The organism is Puribacter membranae (assembly GCF_055380425.1).
The window spans coordinates 194,553-212,381 of sequence record NZ_AP040167.1; the positions used below are offsets into that span (position 1 = coordinate 194,553).

General features: G+C 51.4%; 15 protein-coding genes. 11 read left to right on the plus strand and 4 right to left on the minus strand.

Annotation, left to right across the window (positions count from 1 at the left end; genetic code table 11):
* Positions 1 to 44: 44 nt before the first annotated feature.
* Complete coding sequence (locus tag ACZ41M_RS00910; RefSeq protein ID WP_464730726.1) at positions 45 to 545, minus strand: hypothetical protein; 501 nt, start codon at positions 543 to 545, stop codon at positions 45 to 47.
* Between the two features lie 131 nt (positions 546 to 676).
* On the opposite strand from ACZ41M_RS00910, the gene secA reads away from it, so the two are divergent.
* A complete protein-coding gene (secA, locus tag ACZ41M_RS00915; RefSeq protein ID WP_464730725.1) occupies positions 677 to 3,442 on the plus strand; it encodes a preprotein translocase subunit SecA in 2,766 nt (921 codons plus the stop codon).
* Between the two features lie 114 nt (positions 3,443 to 3,556).
* Here the strand turns inward: secA and purU are convergent, their stop codons facing one another.
* On the minus strand, positions 3,557 to 4,423 hold the full coding sequence (purU, locus tag ACZ41M_RS00920) for a formyltetrahydrofolate deformylase (RefSeq protein ID WP_464730724.1): 867 nt from the start codon (positions 4,421 to 4,423) through the stop codon (positions 3,557 to 3,559).
* Positions 4,424 to 4,694: 271 nt separating this feature from the next.
* Here purU and ubiE point away from each other — a divergent pair, with 271 nt between their 5' ends.
* The 7 genes from ubiE to glmS all read left to right on the plus strand — a co-directional run bounded on the left by ubiE (position 4,695) and on the right by glmS (position 13,881).
* Positions 4,695 to 5,465 carry a bifunctional demethylmenaquinone methyltransferase/2-methoxy-6-polyprenyl-1,4-benzoquinol methylase UbiE gene (gene ubiE, locus ACZ41M_RS00925; protein WP_464730723.1) on the plus strand — a complete coding sequence of 257 codons (771 nt, stop codon included), beginning with the start codon at positions 4,695 to 4,697 and terminating at the stop codon, positions 5,463 to 5,465.
* Positions 5,465 to 6,229, plus strand: a complete 765-nt coding sequence (locus ACZ41M_RS00930) for a hypothetical protein (protein WP_464730722.1) — start codon at positions 5,465 to 5,467, stop codon at positions 6,227 to 6,229. The genes ubiE and ACZ41M_RS00930 overlap by 1 nt, the downstream gene beginning before the upstream one ends.
* Positions 6,226 to 7,806 (plus strand): ubiquinone biosynthesis regulatory protein kinase UbiB, encoded by a 1,581-nt coding sequence (gene ubiB / locus ACZ41M_RS00935; protein ID WP_464730721.1) that lies wholly within the window; start codon positions 6,226 to 6,228, stop codon positions 7,804 to 7,806. The genes ACZ41M_RS00930 and ubiB overlap by 4 nt, the downstream gene beginning before the upstream one ends.
* 234 nt (positions 7,807 to 8,040) lie before the next feature.
* Positions 8,041 to 9,408 (plus strand): bifunctional UDP-N-acetylglucosamine diphosphorylase/glucosamine-1-phosphate N-acetyltransferase GlmU, encoded by a 1,368-nt coding sequence (glmU, locus tag ACZ41M_RS00940; protein ID WP_464730720.1) that lies wholly within the window; start codon positions 8,041 to 8,043, stop codon positions 9,406 to 9,408.
* Between the two features lie 63 nt (positions 9,409 to 9,471).
* A complete protein-coding gene (locus ACZ41M_RS00945) occupies positions 9,472 to 10,164 on the plus strand; it encodes a response regulator (RefSeq protein ID WP_464730719.1) in 693 nt (230 codons plus the stop codon).
* Positions 10,165 to 10,192: 28 nt separating this feature from the next.
* On the plus strand, positions 10,193 to 11,953 hold the full coding sequence (locus tag ACZ41M_RS00950; RefSeq protein ID WP_464730718.1) for an ATP-binding response regulator: 1,761 nt from the start codon (positions 10,193 to 10,195) through the stop codon (positions 11,951 to 11,953).
* An 80-nt stretch (positions 11,954 to 12,033) separates the two neighbouring features.
* Complete coding sequence (gene glmS / locus ACZ41M_RS00955) at positions 12,034 to 13,881, plus strand: glutamine--fructose-6-phosphate transaminase (isomerizing) (RefSeq protein WP_464730717.1); 1,848 nt, start codon at positions 12,034 to 12,036, stop codon at positions 13,879 to 13,881.
* 140 nt (positions 13,882 to 14,021) lie between these two features.
* Here the strand turns inward: glmS and ACZ41M_RS00960 are convergent, their stop codons facing one another.
* Positions 14,022 to 14,480 carry an SH3 domain-containing protein gene (locus ACZ41M_RS00960; protein ID WP_464730716.1) on the minus strand — a complete coding sequence of 153 codons (459 nt, stop codon included), beginning with the start codon at positions 14,478 to 14,480 and terminating at the stop codon, positions 14,022 to 14,024.
* A 203-nt stretch (positions 14,481 to 14,683) separates the two neighbouring features.
* Between ACZ41M_RS00960 and ACZ41M_RS00965 the strand changes: the two genes are divergently transcribed.
* The 3 genes from ACZ41M_RS00965 to arsB are packed head-to-tail and all read left to right on the plus strand — an operon-like array spanning position 14,684 to position 16,650.
* Entirely contained in the window at positions 14,684 to 15,001 is a 318-nt protein-coding gene (locus tag ACZ41M_RS00965) for an ArsR/SmtB family transcription factor (protein WP_464730715.1), read from the plus strand.
* Between the two features lie 18 nt (positions 15,002 to 15,019).
* Positions 15,020 to 15,556 (plus strand): arsenate reductase ArsC, encoded by a 537-nt coding sequence (locus tag ACZ41M_RS00970; RefSeq protein ID WP_464730714.1) that lies wholly within the window; start codon positions 15,020 to 15,022, stop codon positions 15,554 to 15,556.
* Between the two features lie 14 nt (positions 15,557 to 15,570).
* A complete protein-coding gene (arsB, locus tag ACZ41M_RS00975; protein ID WP_464730713.1) occupies positions 15,571 to 16,650 on the plus strand; it encodes an ACR3 family arsenite efflux transporter in 1,080 nt (359 codons plus the stop codon).
* A 228-nt stretch (positions 16,651 to 16,878) separates the two neighbouring features.
* Here the strand turns inward: arsB and cysM are convergent, their stop codons facing one another.
* Positions 16,879 to 17,799 carry a cysteine synthase CysM gene (gene cysM, locus ACZ41M_RS00980; protein ID WP_464730712.1) on the minus strand — a complete coding sequence of 307 codons (921 nt, stop codon included), beginning with the start codon at positions 17,797 to 17,799 and terminating at the stop codon, positions 16,879 to 16,881.
* Positions 17,800 to 17,829: the final 30 nt, after the last annotated feature.

A 17,829-nucleotide genomic window follows, 5' to 3' on the forward strand; every position in this document is an offset into this window, starting at 1 on the left:
AATGTTAGCGCAATGCGGGGCTGCTGTGACTATTTCACGGCTGCTTATTCCGCATCCTGATTGCGTTGGGCGCGGTGCGTGGCGAGCAAATGCATCAATGCTTCGCGCACGGGTGAGTCTGCATCCAACTGCGTTACCAATTCGGCAATTCTCTGTGCGGATTTTTCGCTGATAACCCGTTGATTTTTAACTAATACTTTGTTTGGCGCGCGATTAATCCATTCGGGACGGTTGAATTGGCTGACTTTGACCACCATATCGCTTATGTTCCAGCCGTACATGTTCAGGCCATCGAGGATGAGCGGCGCTTGCTGCTTGATTTTCATCGCCAGCGCCTGATGTGGTACGCGCAGTGTGAGCTTTTTGCCTTCCAGGTGGGCGCGCCAGCCTGATTTGAGCGTACTCGGCATCAGATCGCTGATGTTTTGGCTCAGGCGGGTGTTGGTCTCGATGCGCGGCATGGCCTGAGCCAGCACCGGCGTCAGGCGCCAACTGTCTTGGACTTTGTAGATGTTTTTTGGCAGCGGGCTGTTTTTTATGGTCATGACGGCGGATTAGGTCGGCTTTTGTGTTTTTTGAGCGTCGGGCGTGGTAAAATGCGCCGTTTGGACGGTACGTTCACAGCGAACATTACCACAGCGGTGGTGTTTTTTAATATTTTAAGGTAAAAATTTTCATGGTCAGCGGACTTTTTAAAAAAATATTTGGCTCACGCAATCAACGCTTGCTCAAAGGCTATCGCAAGATCGTTAGAAAAATCAATCAGTTAGAGCCGCAGATGCAGGCGTTGAACGATGACGAGCTGCGCGCGAAAACCGATGAGTTCAAGCAGCGTTATGTGGACGGCGCGAGTTTGGACAGTCTGCTGCCTGAGGCCTTTGCCGTGGTGCGCGAAGCGGCACAACGCTCGTTGGGCATGCGTCATTTTGACGTGCAGTTGATCGGCGGTATGGTGTTGCACGAGGGCAAAATCTCCGAGATGCGCACGGGCGAGGGTAAAACCCTGATGTCCACGCTGGCGGTGTATCTGAATGCGATCACCGGCAAAGGCGTACACGTCGTGACCGTGAATGACTATTTGGCACGCCGCGATGCGACCGAAATGGGCGTGTTATACAACTTTTTGGGATTGAGCGTCGGCGTGAGCTTGTCGGGCATGGAGCGCGAGGACAAAATCGCCGCCTATCAGGCCGACATCACCTACGGTACGAACAACGAATTTGGCTTCGATTACCTGCGCGACAATCTGGTGTACCACAGCACCGAACGTGTTCAGCGACCGCTGCACTACGCGATTGTCGATGAGGTCGACTCGATTCTGATTGACGAGGCGCGCACGCCGTTGATTATCTCCGGTCCTGCGGATGACAACACCGAGTTGTACCACAAACTCAACTCGGTTCCGGCGATGCTGACTGCGCAGACCGTGGAACCAACCTCTGACAACCCCGATCCCGAGGGCGATTTCTGGGTCGATGAAAAGAACAAACAGATTCATTTGTCCGAAGCCGGTCACGAAAAAGTTGAGCAAATTTTGGCGCAAATGGGTTTGCTGCAAGAAGGCTCGAACCTGTACGACACGCAAAACATCACCCTGGTGCATTTCCTGTTTGCCGCTTTGCGCGCGCACAAGCTGTACACCAAGGACAAAGAATATGTAGTGCAGAACGACGAAGTCGTCATCGTGGACGAATTTACCGGTCGTTTGATGGCCGGTCGTCGCTGGTCGGACGGCCTGCACCAAGCGGTGGAAGCCAAAGAAGGTGTAACGGTGCAATCCGAGTCCGTGACGATGGCCTCGATCACCTTCCAAAACTACTTCCGCATGTACGAAAAACTTGGCGGCATGACCGGCACGGCGGACACCGAAGCCTACGAATTCCAGCAAATTTACGGTCTGGAAACCGTGGTCATCCCGACCAATCGCCCGATCGTTCGCGCGGATAAGCAGGATTTGATCTATCGCTCGGCAGAGGAAAAATTCGAGGCGGTGATTGAAGACATCAAAGACTGCGTGCAACGTGGTCAACCCGCACTGGTTGGTACGGCCTCGATTGAAACCTCGGAATTGCTGTCCAATTTACTCACGCAAGCGCAGATTCCGCACAATGTTTTGAACGCCAAACAGCACGAACGCGAAGCGCACATCATCGCGCAGGCCGGTCGTCCGGGTACCATCACCATCGCTACCAATATGGCCGGTCGCGGTACCGACATCGTGTTGGGCGGCAATGTGAAAAAACAAGCCGAGTTCATCAACAAAAATGAGGAACTGAGCGAAGACGAAAAGCAGCGTCAAATTCAAGTGTTGCACGACGAATGGGAAGCACTACACGCGCAGGTAATTGCCGCCGGTGGTTTACACATCATCGGTACCGAGCGCCATGAATCACGCCGGATTGACAACCAATTGCGCGGTCGTTCGGGGCGTCAAGGCGACCCGGGTTCATCGCGTTTTTACCTGTCGATGGACGACTCGTTGCTGCGCATTTTCGCCGGTGAGCGCCTCAAATCCATGATGGATCGTTTGAAAATCCCGCATGGCGAAGCCATCGAATCCGGCATGGTGTCGCGCTCGATCGAATCGGCGCAACGCAAGGTCGAGGGGCATAACTTCGACATCCGCAAACAATTGCTCGAATACGACGACGTGGCGAACGATCAGCGTCGCGTGATTTACGCCCAGCGCAACGAGCTGCTCGATGAAGGCGATACCGGCGCGGTGCGCGAATCGGTGAACGGCATGCGCGACGATGTGCTGGAGCAAGCGGTGCGCATTTATGTGCCGGAAGGCTCAATTGAAGAACAATGGCAATTGCACGATCTCGAAGCGCATCTGCTCAACCAATACTCTTTGGACATTCCGATCATCGAATGGATGAACGAGCATCGCAACGCGACGGATGAAGATTTGATTGCCCACATTCAAAGCATCGCCAAAGACGTGTACCAAGCGAAAATTGACCGCGTGGGCGAAGAAAGCTTCCAAAACTTCGAGCGCGTACTCATGCTGCAAACCATTGATCACCAATGGCGCGAACATCTGTCCGCTTTGGATCACTTGCGTCAAGGGATTCACCTGCGCGGCTACGCACAGAAAAATCCGAAGCAAGAATACAAGCGCGAAGCGTTTGAACTATTCAGCATGATGCTTGACCGTGTCAAAACCAATGTCTCCGGCGTGCTGATGAACGTCCAGATTCAAGAGGAAGAACAGGCCGAGCAAGCCGAGCAAAACATCCTCGCGCAAGAGCAGGCGGTGCAATCGCACATGAATCTGCAACACGATGGCGATGACGCACAAGCCGAGGAAGAAGTCGCACCCGCACCCGGCACGACTTATACCGATGAACACGGCAATACCTTCCACGTGGGACGCAATGAGCCATGCCCATGCGGTTCAGGTAAAAAGTTCAAACAGTGTCATGGCAAGCTGAAATAAGCACTACTTTTTCTGAAATAAAAAAGGACAGATGAAAATCTGTCCTTTTTTGTTGACTTGGCCAACGGTATCGACTGCTGCGCCGTGGTTTGTTTTGTAAAGTTTATTGAACGTTTACTTAAACACCACCGTCTTTTTACCATTGAGTAATACCCGATGCTCGGCGTGCCATTTGACCGCGCGCGCGAGGGTGACGCATTCGACGTCACGGCCAATGGCGGTTAATTCTTCCGGTGTCATGCTGTGATCCACGCGGGCGATGTCTTGCTCGATGATCGGGCCTTCGTCCAGATCGGCGGTCACGAAATGAGCGGTGGCGCCGATGAGCTTGACGCCTTTGGCAAAGGCTTGGTGATACGGCTTTGCGCCTTTAAAGCTCGGTAAAAAGGAGTGGTGAATATTGATCGCGCGGCCATTGAGGGCCTGACACATGTCATTGGATAGAATTTGCATATAACGCGCCAGCACGACAAAGTCGATGTTTTGCTGATGAAATACTTCCAACACACGGCGTTCTTGTTCGGCTTTTTGTTCCGCGCTGCCGCCCAGTAGTGGGAAGTGGTGAAACGGGATGTTGTACGAAGCGGCGAGTTGGTAAAAATCAGGGTGATTCGAGACGATGGCGGCGATGTCCACCGGCAAATTGCCGGATTTGTGGCGAAACAGCAGGTCATTGAGGCAGTGGCCGATTTTCGAGACCATGATCATCAGGCGCGGTTTGGCGGCTTCGTCAACCAGTTGCCAATCCATGTCAAATCGTTCGGCAATCGGTGCGAATTCGGTTTTGAGCGTTACCAGATCAATGTCGCTGCGGCGCTCCTCAAAATTCACGCGCATGAAGAATCGATCCGAATCGGTGTCGTTGAACTGCGCCGAGTCGATGATGTTGCCGCCGCGCTCGAATAAAAATCCGGAGACGGTGTGAACGACGCCCATTTGGTCGGGGCAGGACAGGGTAAGGATGTATTTGGAGGTGCTCATGGTGTGCTTTGTTTGGGGATTTTTGGAGCGCGAGGCTCGGTTACAGAGTTGCTTTATTTTACCGTACAGAGTGAAAATACATTAAAATGGCGGGGTATATTTTGTCCCATCATGTGCGCTGATATTTTACACGGACTCATGCGTTTGTTTGTATGAGTTTTTGGTGCGGGATGGCTTAAGGAAGTACGGAACAACCCAAACCAATCTCCAGCGCAGACGGTAGGGGGTTATTCCGTACTTCCTTAATTAACTTAAAAGATTGCCCATTATCATGGATACACCAGAAAAAAATACGCCAAACACCGAAACTGAAAATACCACGCATTTTGGCTACAAAACCGTTGCAGAGCACGAAAAAGAGTCGAAAGTCGCCGAAGTGTTTCACTCGGTCGCGAGCAAATACGACATCATGAACGATGTCATGAGCGGTGGGATGCACCGTTTGTGGAAGCTGTTTACGATTCAGCGCGTGGCGCCGCGTCCGGGCATGAAAATGCTGGATTTGGCCAGTGGTACGGGCGATTTGGCGATTGCTTTTGCGAAAAAGGTCGGCGCATCCGGACAGGTTTGGGCCACCGATATCAACGAATCGATGCTGCGCGTGGGGCGTGATCGCCTGCTCGATAAGGGCTTGGTGACGCCGGTGGCTTTGGCCAATGCCGAGCATTTACCATTCGCGGATAACTATTTCGACGTTGTAACCGTTGCCTTTGGTCTTCGCAATATGACGCACAAAGAGCAGGCTTTGAAGGAAATGCACCGCGTGTTGCGCCCGGGTGGCCGCGTGTTTGTGCTGGAGTTTTCCAAAGTGAACGACGCTTTGCAAAAGCCGTATGATTTTTACTCGTTCAATGTCTTGCCGAAAATGGGTGAACTGATCGCCAACGACTCGGAAAGCTATCAATATTTGGCCGAATCCATCCGCATGCACCCCGATCAAGAGTCGCTCAAGGCGATGATGGAGCAGGCTGGTTTTGAATTCGTCAAATACCACAATATGACCTTTGGCGTTTGCGCCTTGCATGAAGGTGTGAAACTGTAATGGCGGTGAACTTTTTGAATCCGTTTACGGTGCTGGAAAAACTACCCACGCCGACCGAAGTCATTTCCGGCTTGCTGGAGATGCCGAAGGTGCTGAGCGATCGGGAACTGTTTGCTGCGCACATGAGTTATCGGCTCGCGCAGGTCGTTGCCGTTGGCGTGCGACAGGCGGCGGCGCAAGAAGACTGGGTGGCCGAAACGGCATTGCCGCACAGCGGTAAAATCGTCGATGTAATCATGCCGATCATGGGGCAAAAACACACGTTACGCTGGCAAATCGAGCCGGTGGATATTTTGTCCGCACAGCGCATCGAGCCGGAGCCGGATGCGCAGACCATCACCGCCAGTCCGGCGAATGTGACCTTGACCGTCATGCCGAGCGTCTATGATGATATTCTCGATGACTGGCCGCCGCAGATACAGACGCTCATGCAGCATGTGCATATTTCGGGTGAATCGGCTTTAGCGGATTGGGTCAGTCGCCTGACTAAAAATTTGCGTCCCGACGTTTGGGCGCAATTGGCCGCCATGATTGGCGCGACACCGGCCAACTGGGTGCAACAAGGCTCCGAGCGCGCCAAACGCGATTTGCAGAAGGTTGCCGAAAAGGCACAACATCGTTTTTTGGATGATGAATCGGGCCGCGCCGTGGCGATTCGCCATGCGGCTTTGCAACAGCTTTCCGACCAAGTTCATCTGGTGCGTCAGGGTGTGGACACACTCGGGCGACGTATTGAGCGATTGCAACAAAAGGCGCGCTCATGAATCGTGCGGTGCTCAAACGCTCCATCCAAGTGGCTCGTGTGCTCAAACAGCATCACGTCCTACATCTACTGTTTGAAATGAATCCCAGTCAGGGATTCGCTGCGCGTACTGCGCGCAAACTGCTGCCGCGTTCAGACATGAGTCATGCGCAACAGGCGCATCAGTTGCGTCTGGCGCTCGAATCACTCGGACCCATTTTCATCAAGCTGGGGCAGGTGCTCTCCACCCGCCCTGATATTCTACCGCCCGAATACATCGAGGAGCTGTCTCATTTGCAAGATCGCATCACGCCGGTTCCTGCCGCGACGATTCGCGCCATCATTGAGCGCGAGTTGGGGCAGGCGGTGGACATCGTATTCAGCGCGTTTGATGATGATAACGTCGCTACCGCGTCGGTTGCACAGGTACATCGGGCAACGGTTCGCTCGGGTGAATGGGCGGGGCGCGAGGTTGCGGTGAAAGTGTTGCGACCGGATATTGACGAATTAATCAAAGTCGATATCGAGTGTATGTACACGGCGGCACGCTACTTTGAAAAAAATCATATCGATGGCAAACGGCTCAAACCGGTTGAGGTGATTGCGCAGGTAGAGCGCCATTTGCATCAGGAATTGGATTTGCAATGCGAGTCGGCCAACGCCAGCCAACTGCGCCACAATATGCAGGGCAGCGATTTGATTTTCGTTCCGGAAATCTGCTGGAATCATACCGCCCAGCGCGTGATGGTGATGGAGTGGATGAACGGCGTGCCAGTGTCGCACTTGGATACGCTGGCTGAGATGAATGTGGACTTGAAACGTTTGGCGCGTGACGGCGTGGAGATTTTCTTCACACAGGTGTTTCGCGACGGATTTTTTCATGCGGATATGCATCCGGGGAATGTATTCATTGGCACCCAAGGCGCGCAACGTGGTCACTATATTGCGCTTGATTGCGGCATTGTCGGCACCTTGTCCGAAGTCGATCGACACTATTTGGCGATCAATTTCTTGGCTTTTTTCAACCGCGATTATCGTGGCGTGGCCTATGCACACATTGAGTCGGGCTGGGTTCCGGCGGATACACCGTTGGACGAGTTGACCACCACCGTGCGCACGGTGTGCGAGCCGTATTTTGGCCGGCCGATTTCGGAAATTTCGCTCGGACAGGTGCTGATGCGTCTGTTTGATGTATCGCGCCAGTTCAATGTTTCGGTACAGCCGCAATTGGTGATGCTGCAAAAAACGCTGCTCAATGTCGAGGGCATGGGGCGCGTGCTGGATCCGAATCTGGATTTGTGGGACACCGCCAAACCGTTTTTGGAAAAATGGATGCGCAATACGCTCGGACCGAAAGGTTTGTGGCGCGGCTTGAAGCGCGAATGGCCGTATATCGTGCGGCATTTGCCCGATACGCCGCGATTGCTCTTGTCTGCTTTGCAGGCGCAGAGTAGCGACGGCTCTTGCAAAGATGAGCAGCGCTGGGCGCAGTTGGACGCGCGTTTTGACCGACAGACTCGCGAATTGCGTTTTTGGCGTTGGTTTAGTGTGACATTATTGGTGGGTCTGGTTGGCTTTGCAGTGTATTTGCTGCGTTGATGTTCAACGTTAAAAAATAAGCCCCTGATTAACGTGTGGGCTTTATTTTTGGGTAAAATGACACCACGCCAATAAAAGTGAGTCAAAAGTAAACCCGTGTATCTATGCCGCGACGGGCTTAAAAAACTGAAATGAGCCGATTTGACTGTGCTAAACTATAAAATTATATGTGCATTAAGGTTTAAAATTTAACTCGGCAAAAACAATGAATGACAATGTGAACGGGAGTTTTATATGCTCAATGTAGTGGTACTGGCGGCCGGAAAAGGCACGCGGATGCGTTCGAATAAACCCAAGGTGTTGCATCCTTTGGCGGGCGAGACCTTGCTCAACCATGTGTTGAACAGCGCGCAAAGCTTGGGCGCGAGCCAACTGTGCGTGGTGATTGGCCATGAGGCGGAACAGGTTCGCCGGTCGGTCGGTGAGCGCAATGTGGTGTTTGTGGAGCAAAGTCCGCAACTGGGTACCGGCCATGCGGTGCAATTGGCTGCAGCGCATTTGGCGGATGATGTACCTACTTTGGTGCTGTACGGCGATGTGCCGCTGACCCAAGTGGACACCCTGCGCCGACTGGTGTCACAGGTCAATGAACGGAGTATGGCTTTACTCACCGTCAATCTGGACAATCCGACCGGCTATGGTCGGATTGTGCGTGATGCGCAAGGCAATGTGTGCAAGATTATTGAGCAAAAAGATGCCGCACCTGATGAATTGGCCATCCACGAGGTCAACACGGGTATTTTGGTGGCGCCGACGCCGGCACTCAAACGCTGGTTGTCGCAATTGTCCAATCAAAATGCGCAGGGCGAATATTACCTCACTGATGTAATTGCGATGGCGGTGGCGGATGGTTTGCATGTGGCGACCGAACAGCCATCTGCCGAGTGGGAAACGCTGGGCGTCAACAGCAAAGCGCAATTGGCGCAATTGGAACGAATTTATCAGGGGCAAATTGCGCAACAGCTACTGGAGCAAGGTGTGGGTTTGAGTGATCCGGCGCGTATTGACGTGCGAGGTAAACTGGTATGTGGTATGGATGTGTCGATTGATGTCAATTGTGTGTTTGAAGGGCACGTTCAATTGGGCGATGGCGTGCAGATCGGTGCCAATTGTGTGATCCGCCATGCGCAGATCGCCAAAGGCACGCAAGTCGCGCCATTCACGCATATTGACGGTGCGACGGTTGGCGAAGGGGCGAAAATCGGCCCGTTTGCGCGCTTGCGTCCCGAGGCGATTTTGGCCGACCACACGCATGTGGGGAACTTTGTCGAAATCAAGAAAACCGTACTGGGTACTGGTTCCAAGGTCAATCATTTAGCCTATGTTGGCGATGCGAACGTGGGAAAAAATGTTAATATTGGCGCCGGTGTGATTACTTGTAATTACGATGGTGTGAACAAATTTCAGACGGTCATCGGTGATGATGCATTCATCGGTTCAGACACGCAACTGGTTGCGCCAGTGACGATTGGTGCGGGCGCGACAATTGGTGCCGGCTCAACCATTACCAAGGATGCGCCGCCGAATCAGCTGAGTTTGGCGCGTGGGCGACAAGTGACAATCGAAGGTTGGAAACGGCCTGAGAAGAAACCCAAGAATTAAGTTTTCGTTGTTAGATGTTTGTTTTTAAAGCAATTTGTTTGTATAAATAAAATGGAGAGGGTAATGGATTATAAGATTTTGATTGTGGATGACCACGGCTTGGTTCGCTCTGGTCTCAAGCCGATTTTGGATGACGCATTAAACGGTAAATGTCAGGTGCTGGAAGCGGAAACGTTAGAAGGCACTTTGGAAGTCATCGATCGTCATCAAGATGATTTGGATTTGGTTTTGTTGGATTTGACTTTGCCGGATGCGCAGGGCTTGACGGCACTTGATCGTGTGCGTGAGCGTTTTCCGAGCGTGCCGTTGGCGGTTTTGTCGGGTACCGATGATATTCATTTGATTCAGGCGGCTTATCGTCAGAATATTTCCGGTTTTATCATTAAAAATGCCAAAGCCGAGGTGTTGGTCTCTGCCGTGCGTTTGATTTTGTCGGGTGGTGTGTATATCCCGCCGGAACTGTTGACCGCAGCAATGAGCCCAGCCACCGAGCGTAAACGTGCGCGTACGGATCGTTCGCGCGAAGGCAGCGGTTCGCAGTTGACCCCGCGTCAGCAGGAAGTTTTGTATTTGATTACCAAAGGTTGCTCGAATCAGGAAATCAGCGAAACCGTCGGCGCCACCATCGGTACGGTGAAAAGTCATGTAGTCGGTATTTTGCGCGCTTTGGGCGTGCATTCGCGCACACAAGCGATTCATTTGGTACATGAGAATCCGGACTTGCTGGGACAATATCGTTCTATGAGCAGTTTGTAAGATTGTCCGATAATAGGTACGACGGCTTATGAATTGGCACTTTCTCCTGACCCCAGAAGAGCAAGAGTTATACGAATACCATATTGAAGCGTATTTACATAATACGCCGGGTTTCGTTTGGATGAATTTTGTAGGGTACGTAATTTGTACCCTACTTTTTTTTGATCATCTGTCATTAACGTCTCATCTGGTTTTGGGTGCATGGGCGCTGGGCTTTGCCATGATCGCGCATTTGTATGCCTATTTACGCTATGTCGGTCAGTTTGGCTCGCCATCAATTAATGGCGGGGTTAAGCGGGTCATTCTGATTGGCTTGATTTGGGTACTTTGGTGGTGTGCCTATTTTTATGCGCTCGTTCAGCAAGGTGATGAAGTTGCTTTGCAGCAGTTTATTATCATTCAGGCTATGGTGGTGGTGATTTCCATTGCGATGGTGGGGCGTTTTCAGCGTATTGCAATTATTAATTTATTTATTGTGGTCGGTTTCATCACGTTATTGGTGTCGACCCGAAAAGAAGAGTTTTTTGAACGTTTGTTGTTGCAGGTTTATTTGTTAAGTTTGGCTGAGTTGATGTTTTTGCGGGTATTGAATCGTCAGTTATTTGATCTGTTTCGAGTTAAAAATTTGAATACCGAGCTGGTGGATGCGCTGAAACAAAAAAATGTGGCGTTGGAGCAGGCGAATCTGGCGCAATCGCGTTATCTCTCGGCAGCCAGTCATGATTTGCGCCAGCCGTTGCATGCTTTGGCTTTGCTGACCAGTGATGCGCAAAGAAAAACCGCTCAACCCGAGGTTTCGGCGACCTTGAGCAAAATTGAGCAAGCGATTGATTCTCTGAGCACCTCGTTTAACGCGATGCTGAATTTATCGCGGCTGGATGCCGGTGTGGTCAAGCCGGATTTGCAGCTCATTCCGTTGCAACGGATATTTGATCGCATTCAAGTGGAGTTTGAAGAAACGGCGCGACAAAAAGGCTTGGCACTGGTGATTGTGCCCAGCAAAGTGTGGGTTCGTTCGGATGAAGGCATGTTGCACAGTATTTTGAGTAATTTTGTCAGCAATGCGCTGCGCTATACCGAGCGCGGAAAAGTGCTGTTGGGCGTGCGCCGTGGCACCCATCATGACATCAAAATTATGGTGATGGATACAGGCACGGGCGTTCCGACGGAGAAGGCCAAACAGATTTTTCAGGAATACCAGCGTTTGGAGTATGCGCAACAGCGGGTCAAAGGGGGCGTTGGTTTGGGCTTGGCGATTTCAGAGCGTATGGCCAAATTGTTGGAAATGCAGTTGTTTGTACAATCTATTCCGAGCAAAGGCAGTTGTTTTGGTATTGTGACCCAAGCGGCTTATCCTCCTGCCGCGAAAGAGATTCGGTATAAAGAGCGAGAAACGTTTGGTGATTACCTGAGTGGTAAGCGCATTGCGATTTTAGATGATGATGAGACGGCAGTTGATTATCTGGCTGAGTTGCTCAATAGCTGGCATCTGAATGTCTCGGTGGTACTCTCCAGTGACATGTTCCGCGAGCTGGTGAGTGAAGAAGGGTCGTTTGATTTGATCCTGTCCGATTATCATTTGGGCTTGGCTGAGGAAACGGGGCTGGATGTGTTGTTACAAGCCCGCGCGATTCAAAGTGAGCAACCGCTGGTTTGCGTATTGATCACGGGTGATACCAGCGCGGAATTGGCTCAAATGGTGCGTAAGCATCAAATTGACATCGTGTATAAGCCACTCAGTCCGGTGCGTTTACGAGCGTATCTTAATACTTTACTTATGCCTAAATAAGAGCAACGACGCCGTAAAACGGCTATTGATATTCGGGTAAAAACGTTATAATTGTCCCAATTTAAAAAGAGGAATTTATCATGTGCGGGATTGTTGCTGCCGTTGGGCAAAATAATGTCATTCCATTGTTGATTGACGGATTGAAAAAATTAGAATACCGAGGTTATGACTCGACCGGCGTGGGCTTTTTGCAGGCGGATCACAGCATTCACTGCGAGCGCTCGTTGGAGCGAGTCGCGCAGTTGGAAGTGCAAACCCAGCCTTTTTCAGCACACGTGGGCATTGCCCATACCCGTTGGGCCACGCATGGCGCGCCAGCCTTGCGCAATGCGCATCCGATGGAATCGCATGGCAAAGCTTTTGACATCAGCTTGGTACACAATGGCATCATCGAAAATCACGAAGAAATCAAAGCCGAATTAAAATCAGCCGGTTATGCGTTCACCTCGGATACCGATACAGAGGTCATGACCCACCTGATTCATCAATATTTGACCACGGGTATTGATTTGTACGAAGCGGTGTTTCAGGCAAGCAAACGACTTAAGGGTTTGTACGCCATTGCTGTGCTGTGCAGCCAGTTTCCCGACCGAATTGTCGGCGCGCGCCAAGGGGCGCCACTGCTGATCGGTGTGGGTGAGCGCGGTATGTATTTGGCCTCGGACACCTCGGCTCTGTTGTCCGAAACGCGCAAAGTGATTTATCTCGAAGAAGGCGACGTGGTACAAATCACGCAGGACAGCTACCAAATCCGCACCGCTTCGGGCGAATTTATCACGCGCGACGTATTTGAAAGTGAACTGTCCGCCGATGCGGTCAGTCTCGGACGTTTTTCTCATTACATGCAAAAAGAAACCTTCGAGCAGCCTGAGGTCGTTGCTAATACGCTCGAAATGGTCAGCGGCGCACAGTCGATCAACGCCGGTTTATTCGGTGCGCAGGCTGAAGAAATTTTCAAACGTACGGACAACATTCTTATCCTCGCTTGCGGCACCAGCTACCATGCGGCGATGGTTGCGCGCTACTGGATCGAGGAAATGGCACGCATTCCGGTCAACGTTGAAATCGCCTCCGAGTATCGCTATCGCACCAGCGTACCGATGGCGAATGCGTTGATCATCACTATTTCCCAATCGGGTGAAACGGCGGACACCATTGCCGCGTTGCAGCACGCCAAATCCTTGCACAACGGCATGGATGCCTCAACCTTGTCGATTTGTAATGTACCCGAATCCGCATTGATTCGCCAAAGCCAATTGCGCTTTTTAACCCGCGCCGGTCCCGAAATCGGTGTGGCCTCAACCAAAGCCTTCACCACGCAGTTGTCCTCATTGTTCGTGTTGACGCTGGTATTGGCGAAAGTTAAAGGGCGCTTGTCGGTTGATAAAGAAGAAAACTATCTCAAACAACTGCGCCATTTGCCTGCCGCGATGCAGCAAGTCCTGTCGCTGGAGCCACAGATTATCGAGTGGGCGCAAGCCTTCGTGGATAAGGATCATGCCTTGTTCTTGGGACGCGGCATTCACTGGCCGATCGCGATGGAAGGTGCGCTCAAGCTCAAAGAAATCACCTACATTCACGCTGAAAGCTATGCAGCGGGTGAACTGAAACACGGCCCATTGGCTTTGGTCGATGTCAATATGCCGGTGGTGGCGATTGCGCCAAACGATGCTCTGATCGAGAAACTCAAATCCAATCTGCAAGAAGTACGCGCGCGTGCGGGACAACTCTATATTTTTGCTGACCGCGACACGTTCATCGAGCCGCAAGAGGGCGTGCACGTCATCAACCTGCCGGATCACGCGGGGGTGTTGTCACCGATTTTGCATACTTTGCCGTTGCAATTGCTGTCGTACCACACCGCCGTTGCGCGGGGTACCGACGTGGATAAGCCACGCAATCTGGCCAAATCGGTAACGGTTGAGTAAATTTCAACCGAATGGATTATGTATGGAATGTAAAAATGGCTGATTGTTCAGCCATTTTTATCAGGTAATGCGGTTTTATGGAGCAAGTCTGTATGACTTGCTTCTTTTTAACCCATTGCTTGTTTTTACCCCATGTCTGCCTATTTTTTGCCCAAGGAGCCCCATACCAAATCGCGGAAAATCCACGCGGTTTTGCCATCGTCCAGCGTCACTTGAACCCATTCTTTTTGTACTTCTTTGAGCACAAAAATATCACCGTATTTGGCCGATCCCACCTTTTTTGCCGTCGTGCTGGGTTTTTCACGCAGGTTGGCAAAGGTGTTTTTCACAATCACCGTGGGCGTGTCGCTTAAGTAGCGGGACGAAACCCAGCCGGTATCGCCTTCAAAATCCTTGACGCGCGTCCAGCCGTTTTGTTGATTCAGCACTTGAAAGGGAAAATTTTTGGATACGCGCCACAGCACTTCGTGCGAGGTTCCTGCCTTTTCACGAACATTGACGCCTTCATAGTTAATGCTGCGGATGGTTTCCTGTGGTGTTGCGCTCAATGACGCGGAGAACAACATCAGACCTATCCATGCAGAATGAATCTTTTTCATACTTTCCTCCTTTATATTGATTCATTAAATAAGCCGTTAGTATAACTGCTCAAACAATGTTAGCGCACATTAACTATGAATTTGTCCGTAAAAATACGGTATCAGCGCTTAAAATGCAGTAATAGCAGAATGGATCAATATTGCTGTTATACAGTTATAAAAAATTTCTTGCTTTACTTTGATGTTTCAATTATAGTTGAAATATGGAAACAAAAATTGCAGCCACTTATCTCTCTGCTCTGGCGCAGGAATCGCGCTTGACCGTGTTTCGCCTGCTGATTCAGGCGGGCGCGGATGGTTTGCCTGCGGGTAAAATCAGCGAATTGACTGGCATTGCGCCGTCGTCTTTATCCTTTCATTTGAAAGAATTAAATTACGCGGGCTTGGTCAGCAGTGAGAATTCGGGACGATTTGTGATTTATCGTGCGAATACGGGTTTGATGCGTGAGCTGATTGATTTTTTAACCGAAAACTGTTGCGGTGGTGCGGCGTGTGACTTGCCAACTGCTGACTGTGGCTAATGAACGAAGGGTAAAACTATGAGTCGGGTGTATAACGTTTTGGTACTGTGTACGGGTAACTCCGCACGCAGCGTGATGGCCGAGGGGTTGATCAATGTGATGGGGCATGGCCGGTTCAAGGCTTACAGCGCAGGCAGTAAGCCTTTGGGACATGTGAATCCGCTGGCGATCGAGCAACTGCAAAGCATTGCTTATCCCACCGAAACTTTACGCAGTAAAAGCTGGAATGAGTTTTCCGGTGCGGATGCGCCGCATTTGGACTTCGTGATTACCGTGTGCGACAACGCTGCGGGCGAAACGTGTCCGGTGTGGTTCGGTGCGCCCGTGACGGCGCATTGGAGCTTTCCAGATCCTGGCGTGTCGGGTACGGAGCAGGAGCGACGCGCTGATTTTGCCAAGGTGTTTCGTCAAATCATGAATCGCGTGCATCTGTTTGTGAATTTGCCATTGCATATGCTCGATAGCGCGGCGATTCATCATGAGGTGGGTCAGATTGCGAACATTCATGTGGAGGCATCGCAAGAGGTGCATGATCGCTGGGTTAAGTTAAGTTAAGTCGAGTAAACACCATGAGTCAAAAAAATACATCTTCTGGCAGTACATCGCAACAACCGCTCACACAGGGCATGAGTGTTTTCGAGCGCTATTTGAGCGTCTGGGTCGCTCTGTGTATTGTCGTGGGTATTGCCTTGGGGCAATGGTTTCCGGCGGTGTTTCATGCCTTGGGCGCGATGGAAGTGGCGCAGGTGAATTTACCGGTCGGCGTGTTGATCTGGGTGATGATCATTCCGATGCTGATGAAAATTGATTTTGGTGCGCTCAATCAGGTTAAATCCCATTGGCGCGGCATTGGCGTGACCTTGTTTGTCAACTGGCTGGTCAAGCCATTTTCGATGGCTTTGCTCGGCTGGATTTTTATTCGCCATGTGTTTGCACCGTATTTGCCTGCCGATCAATTGGACAGCTATATTGCGGGGTTGATTTTACTCGCGGCGGCGCCGTGTACCGCGATGGTGTTTGTCTGGAGTCGATTGACCAATGGCGAGCCGCTGTTCACGCTCTCGCAAGTGGCGCTGAACGACACCATCATGATTTTTGCCTTTGCGCCGATTGTCGGGCTATTGCTCGGGCTGTCTGCGATTACCGTGCCGTGGGATACTTTGCTGATCTCAGTGGTGTTGTACATCGTCATTCCCGTGATTTTGGCGCAAATTTTGCGTCGCTCGCTGTTGAAAAAAGGACTGGCGGCATTTGAGCAGACGATGGGTCGCATTGGACATTATTCAATTTTGGCTTTGTTGTTGACGTTGGTGCTGCTGTTCGCGTTTCAAGGTCAGGCGATTGTCGATCAGCCGCTGATCATTGCCATGCTCGCCGTACCGATTTTGATTCAGGTGTTTTTCAATTCGGGTTTGGCGTATTGGCTCAATCGTTTGGCGGGTGAAAAGCACAATGTCGCCTGTCCGTCCGCTTTGATCGGTGCGAGTAATTTCTTTGAATTGGCGGTGGCGGCGGCCATCAGCCTGTTTGGTTTTAAATCTGGAGCGGCTTTGGCTACCGTGGTCGGTGTGCTGGTTGAAGTGCCGGTGATGCTGCTGGTGGTGCGCTGGGTCAATCGCAGCAAGGATTGGTACGAGCGCAAAGCGTAAATAGATGGTTCAAAAAATACCCGCTGAATCGTTGGATCAGCGGGTATTTTAGGAAATACGAAAAAAGTAAACCCCTACTTTTTCCGTGCTGAGCATTGGAAATTTTGTCAGGGAAACCCTGACAAAATTTGAACAAAATCAAAATGTTAAAACTGCGGATGCTTTTAAGTCTGCTTGCCGATATCAATGCGTGATCTGAGAAACAAACTTATTCCGCATTTTTTATTTTCAGTTGGGCGGGTTGAACACGCCTTGCGACAGATAGCGGTCGCCGCGATCACAGACAATAAAGACGATGGTCGCGTCGCGTACCTCTTGTGCCAATTGCAATGCCGCCCAGAGCGCGCCGCCCGAGGAAATACCGGCGAAAATTCCTTCTTCGCGCGCCAAGCGCCGTGCCGTTTCCTCCGCATCGGCCTGTGTCACCGCTATTTCGCGATCCACCCGAGCCGGTTCAAAAATCGTGGGCAAATACTCGGTCGGCCATTTGCGAATCCCCGGAATGCTGGAGCCTTCGGACGGTTGCACGCCGATGATTTGAATCTCCGGGTTTTGCGCTTTTAAAAACGTCGACGTGCCGGTGATCGTTCCCGTCGTGCCCATCGCGCTGACAAAATGCGTGATTTGCCCGTGCGTGTCGCGCCAGATTTCCGGCCCTGTGCCGCGAATGTGTGCCAGCGGATTGTCCGTATTGCCAAACTGATTGAGCACTTTGCCCAGTCCCTGTGCTTGCATGTGCAGCGCCAGATCGCGCGCGTATTCCATGCCGTGACCTTGGGCGGTTTCGGTCAAAATCAATTGTGCGCCGTATACCGTCATCGAGCCGCGTCGCTCGATACTCAGATTGTCCGGCATGATCAAAATCATTTTGTAGCCGCGCATCGCCGCCACCATGGCCAAAGCGATGCCGGTATTGCCACTGGTGGCCTCGATCAGCGTGTCGCCGGGGGTAATTTCGCCGCGTCGTTCCGCTTCGATAATCATGGACAGCGCCGCACGGTCCTTGACCGATCCCGCCGGATTATTGCCTTCGAGTTTGGCCAGTACGATGTTGTTGCGCTCGGTGAGCAGCTCGGCCTGCATGCGTTGTAGACGCACCAGCGGCGTGTTGCCAATCAGTTGATCGAGGGTAAGGTAATGGGATGACATATCTTTAATTCGTATAATGAAATCGTGATT

Excerpts from the sequence above, each read along its gene's own strand:
- ACZ41M_RS00910 (WP_464730726.1), bottom strand. The coding sequence starts at position 545 with ATGACCATAAAAAACAGCCCGCTGCCAAAAAACATCTACAAAGTCCAA.
- secA (WP_464730725.1), top strand. The coding sequence starts at position 677 with ATGGTCAGCGGACTTTTTAAAAAAATATTTGGCTCACGCAATCAACGC.
- purU (WP_464730724.1), bottom strand. The coding sequence starts at position 4,423 with ATGAGCACCTCCAAATACATCCTTACCCTGTCCTGCCCCGACCAAATG.
- ubiE (WP_464730723.1), top strand. The coding sequence starts at position 4,695 with ATGGATACACCAGAAAAAAATACGCCAAACACCGAAACTGAAAATACC.
- ACZ41M_RS00930 (WP_464730722.1), top strand. The coding sequence starts at position 5,465 with ATGGCGGTGAACTTTTTGAATCCGTTTACGGTGCTGGAAAAACTACCC.
- ubiB (WP_464730721.1), top strand. The coding sequence starts at position 6,226 with ATGAATCGTGCGGTGCTCAAACGCTCCATCCAAGTGGCTCGTGTGCTC.
- glmU (WP_464730720.1), top strand. The coding sequence starts at position 8,041 with ATGCTCAATGTAGTGGTACTGGCGGCCGGAAAAGGCACGCGGATGCGT.
- ACZ41M_RS00945 (WP_464730719.1), top strand. The coding sequence starts at position 9,472 with ATGGATTATAAGATTTTGATTGTGGATGACCACGGCTTGGTTCGCTCT.
- ACZ41M_RS00950 (WP_464730718.1), top strand. The coding sequence starts at position 10,193 with ATGAATTGGCACTTTCTCCTGACCCCAGAAGAGCAAGAGTTATACGAA.
- glmS (WP_464730717.1), top strand. The coding sequence starts at position 12,034 with ATGTGCGGGATTGTTGCTGCCGTTGGGCAAAATAATGTCATTCCATTG.
- ACZ41M_RS00960 (WP_464730716.1), bottom strand. The coding sequence starts at position 14,480 with ATGAAAAAGATTCATTCTGCATGGATAGGTCTGATGTTGTTCTCCGCG.
- ACZ41M_RS00965 (WP_464730715.1), top strand. The coding sequence starts at position 14,684 with ATGGAAACAAAAATTGCAGCCACTTATCTCTCTGCTCTGGCGCAGGAA.
- ACZ41M_RS00970 (WP_464730714.1), top strand. The coding sequence starts at position 15,020 with ATGAGTCGGGTGTATAACGTTTTGGTACTGTGTACGGGTAACTCCGCA.
- arsB (WP_464730713.1), top strand. The coding sequence starts at position 15,571 with ATGAGTCAAAAAAATACATCTTCTGGCAGTACATCGCAACAACCGCTC.
- cysM (WP_464730712.1), bottom strand. The coding sequence starts at position 17,799 with ATGTCATCCCATTACCTTACCCTCGATCAACTGATTGGCAACACGCCG.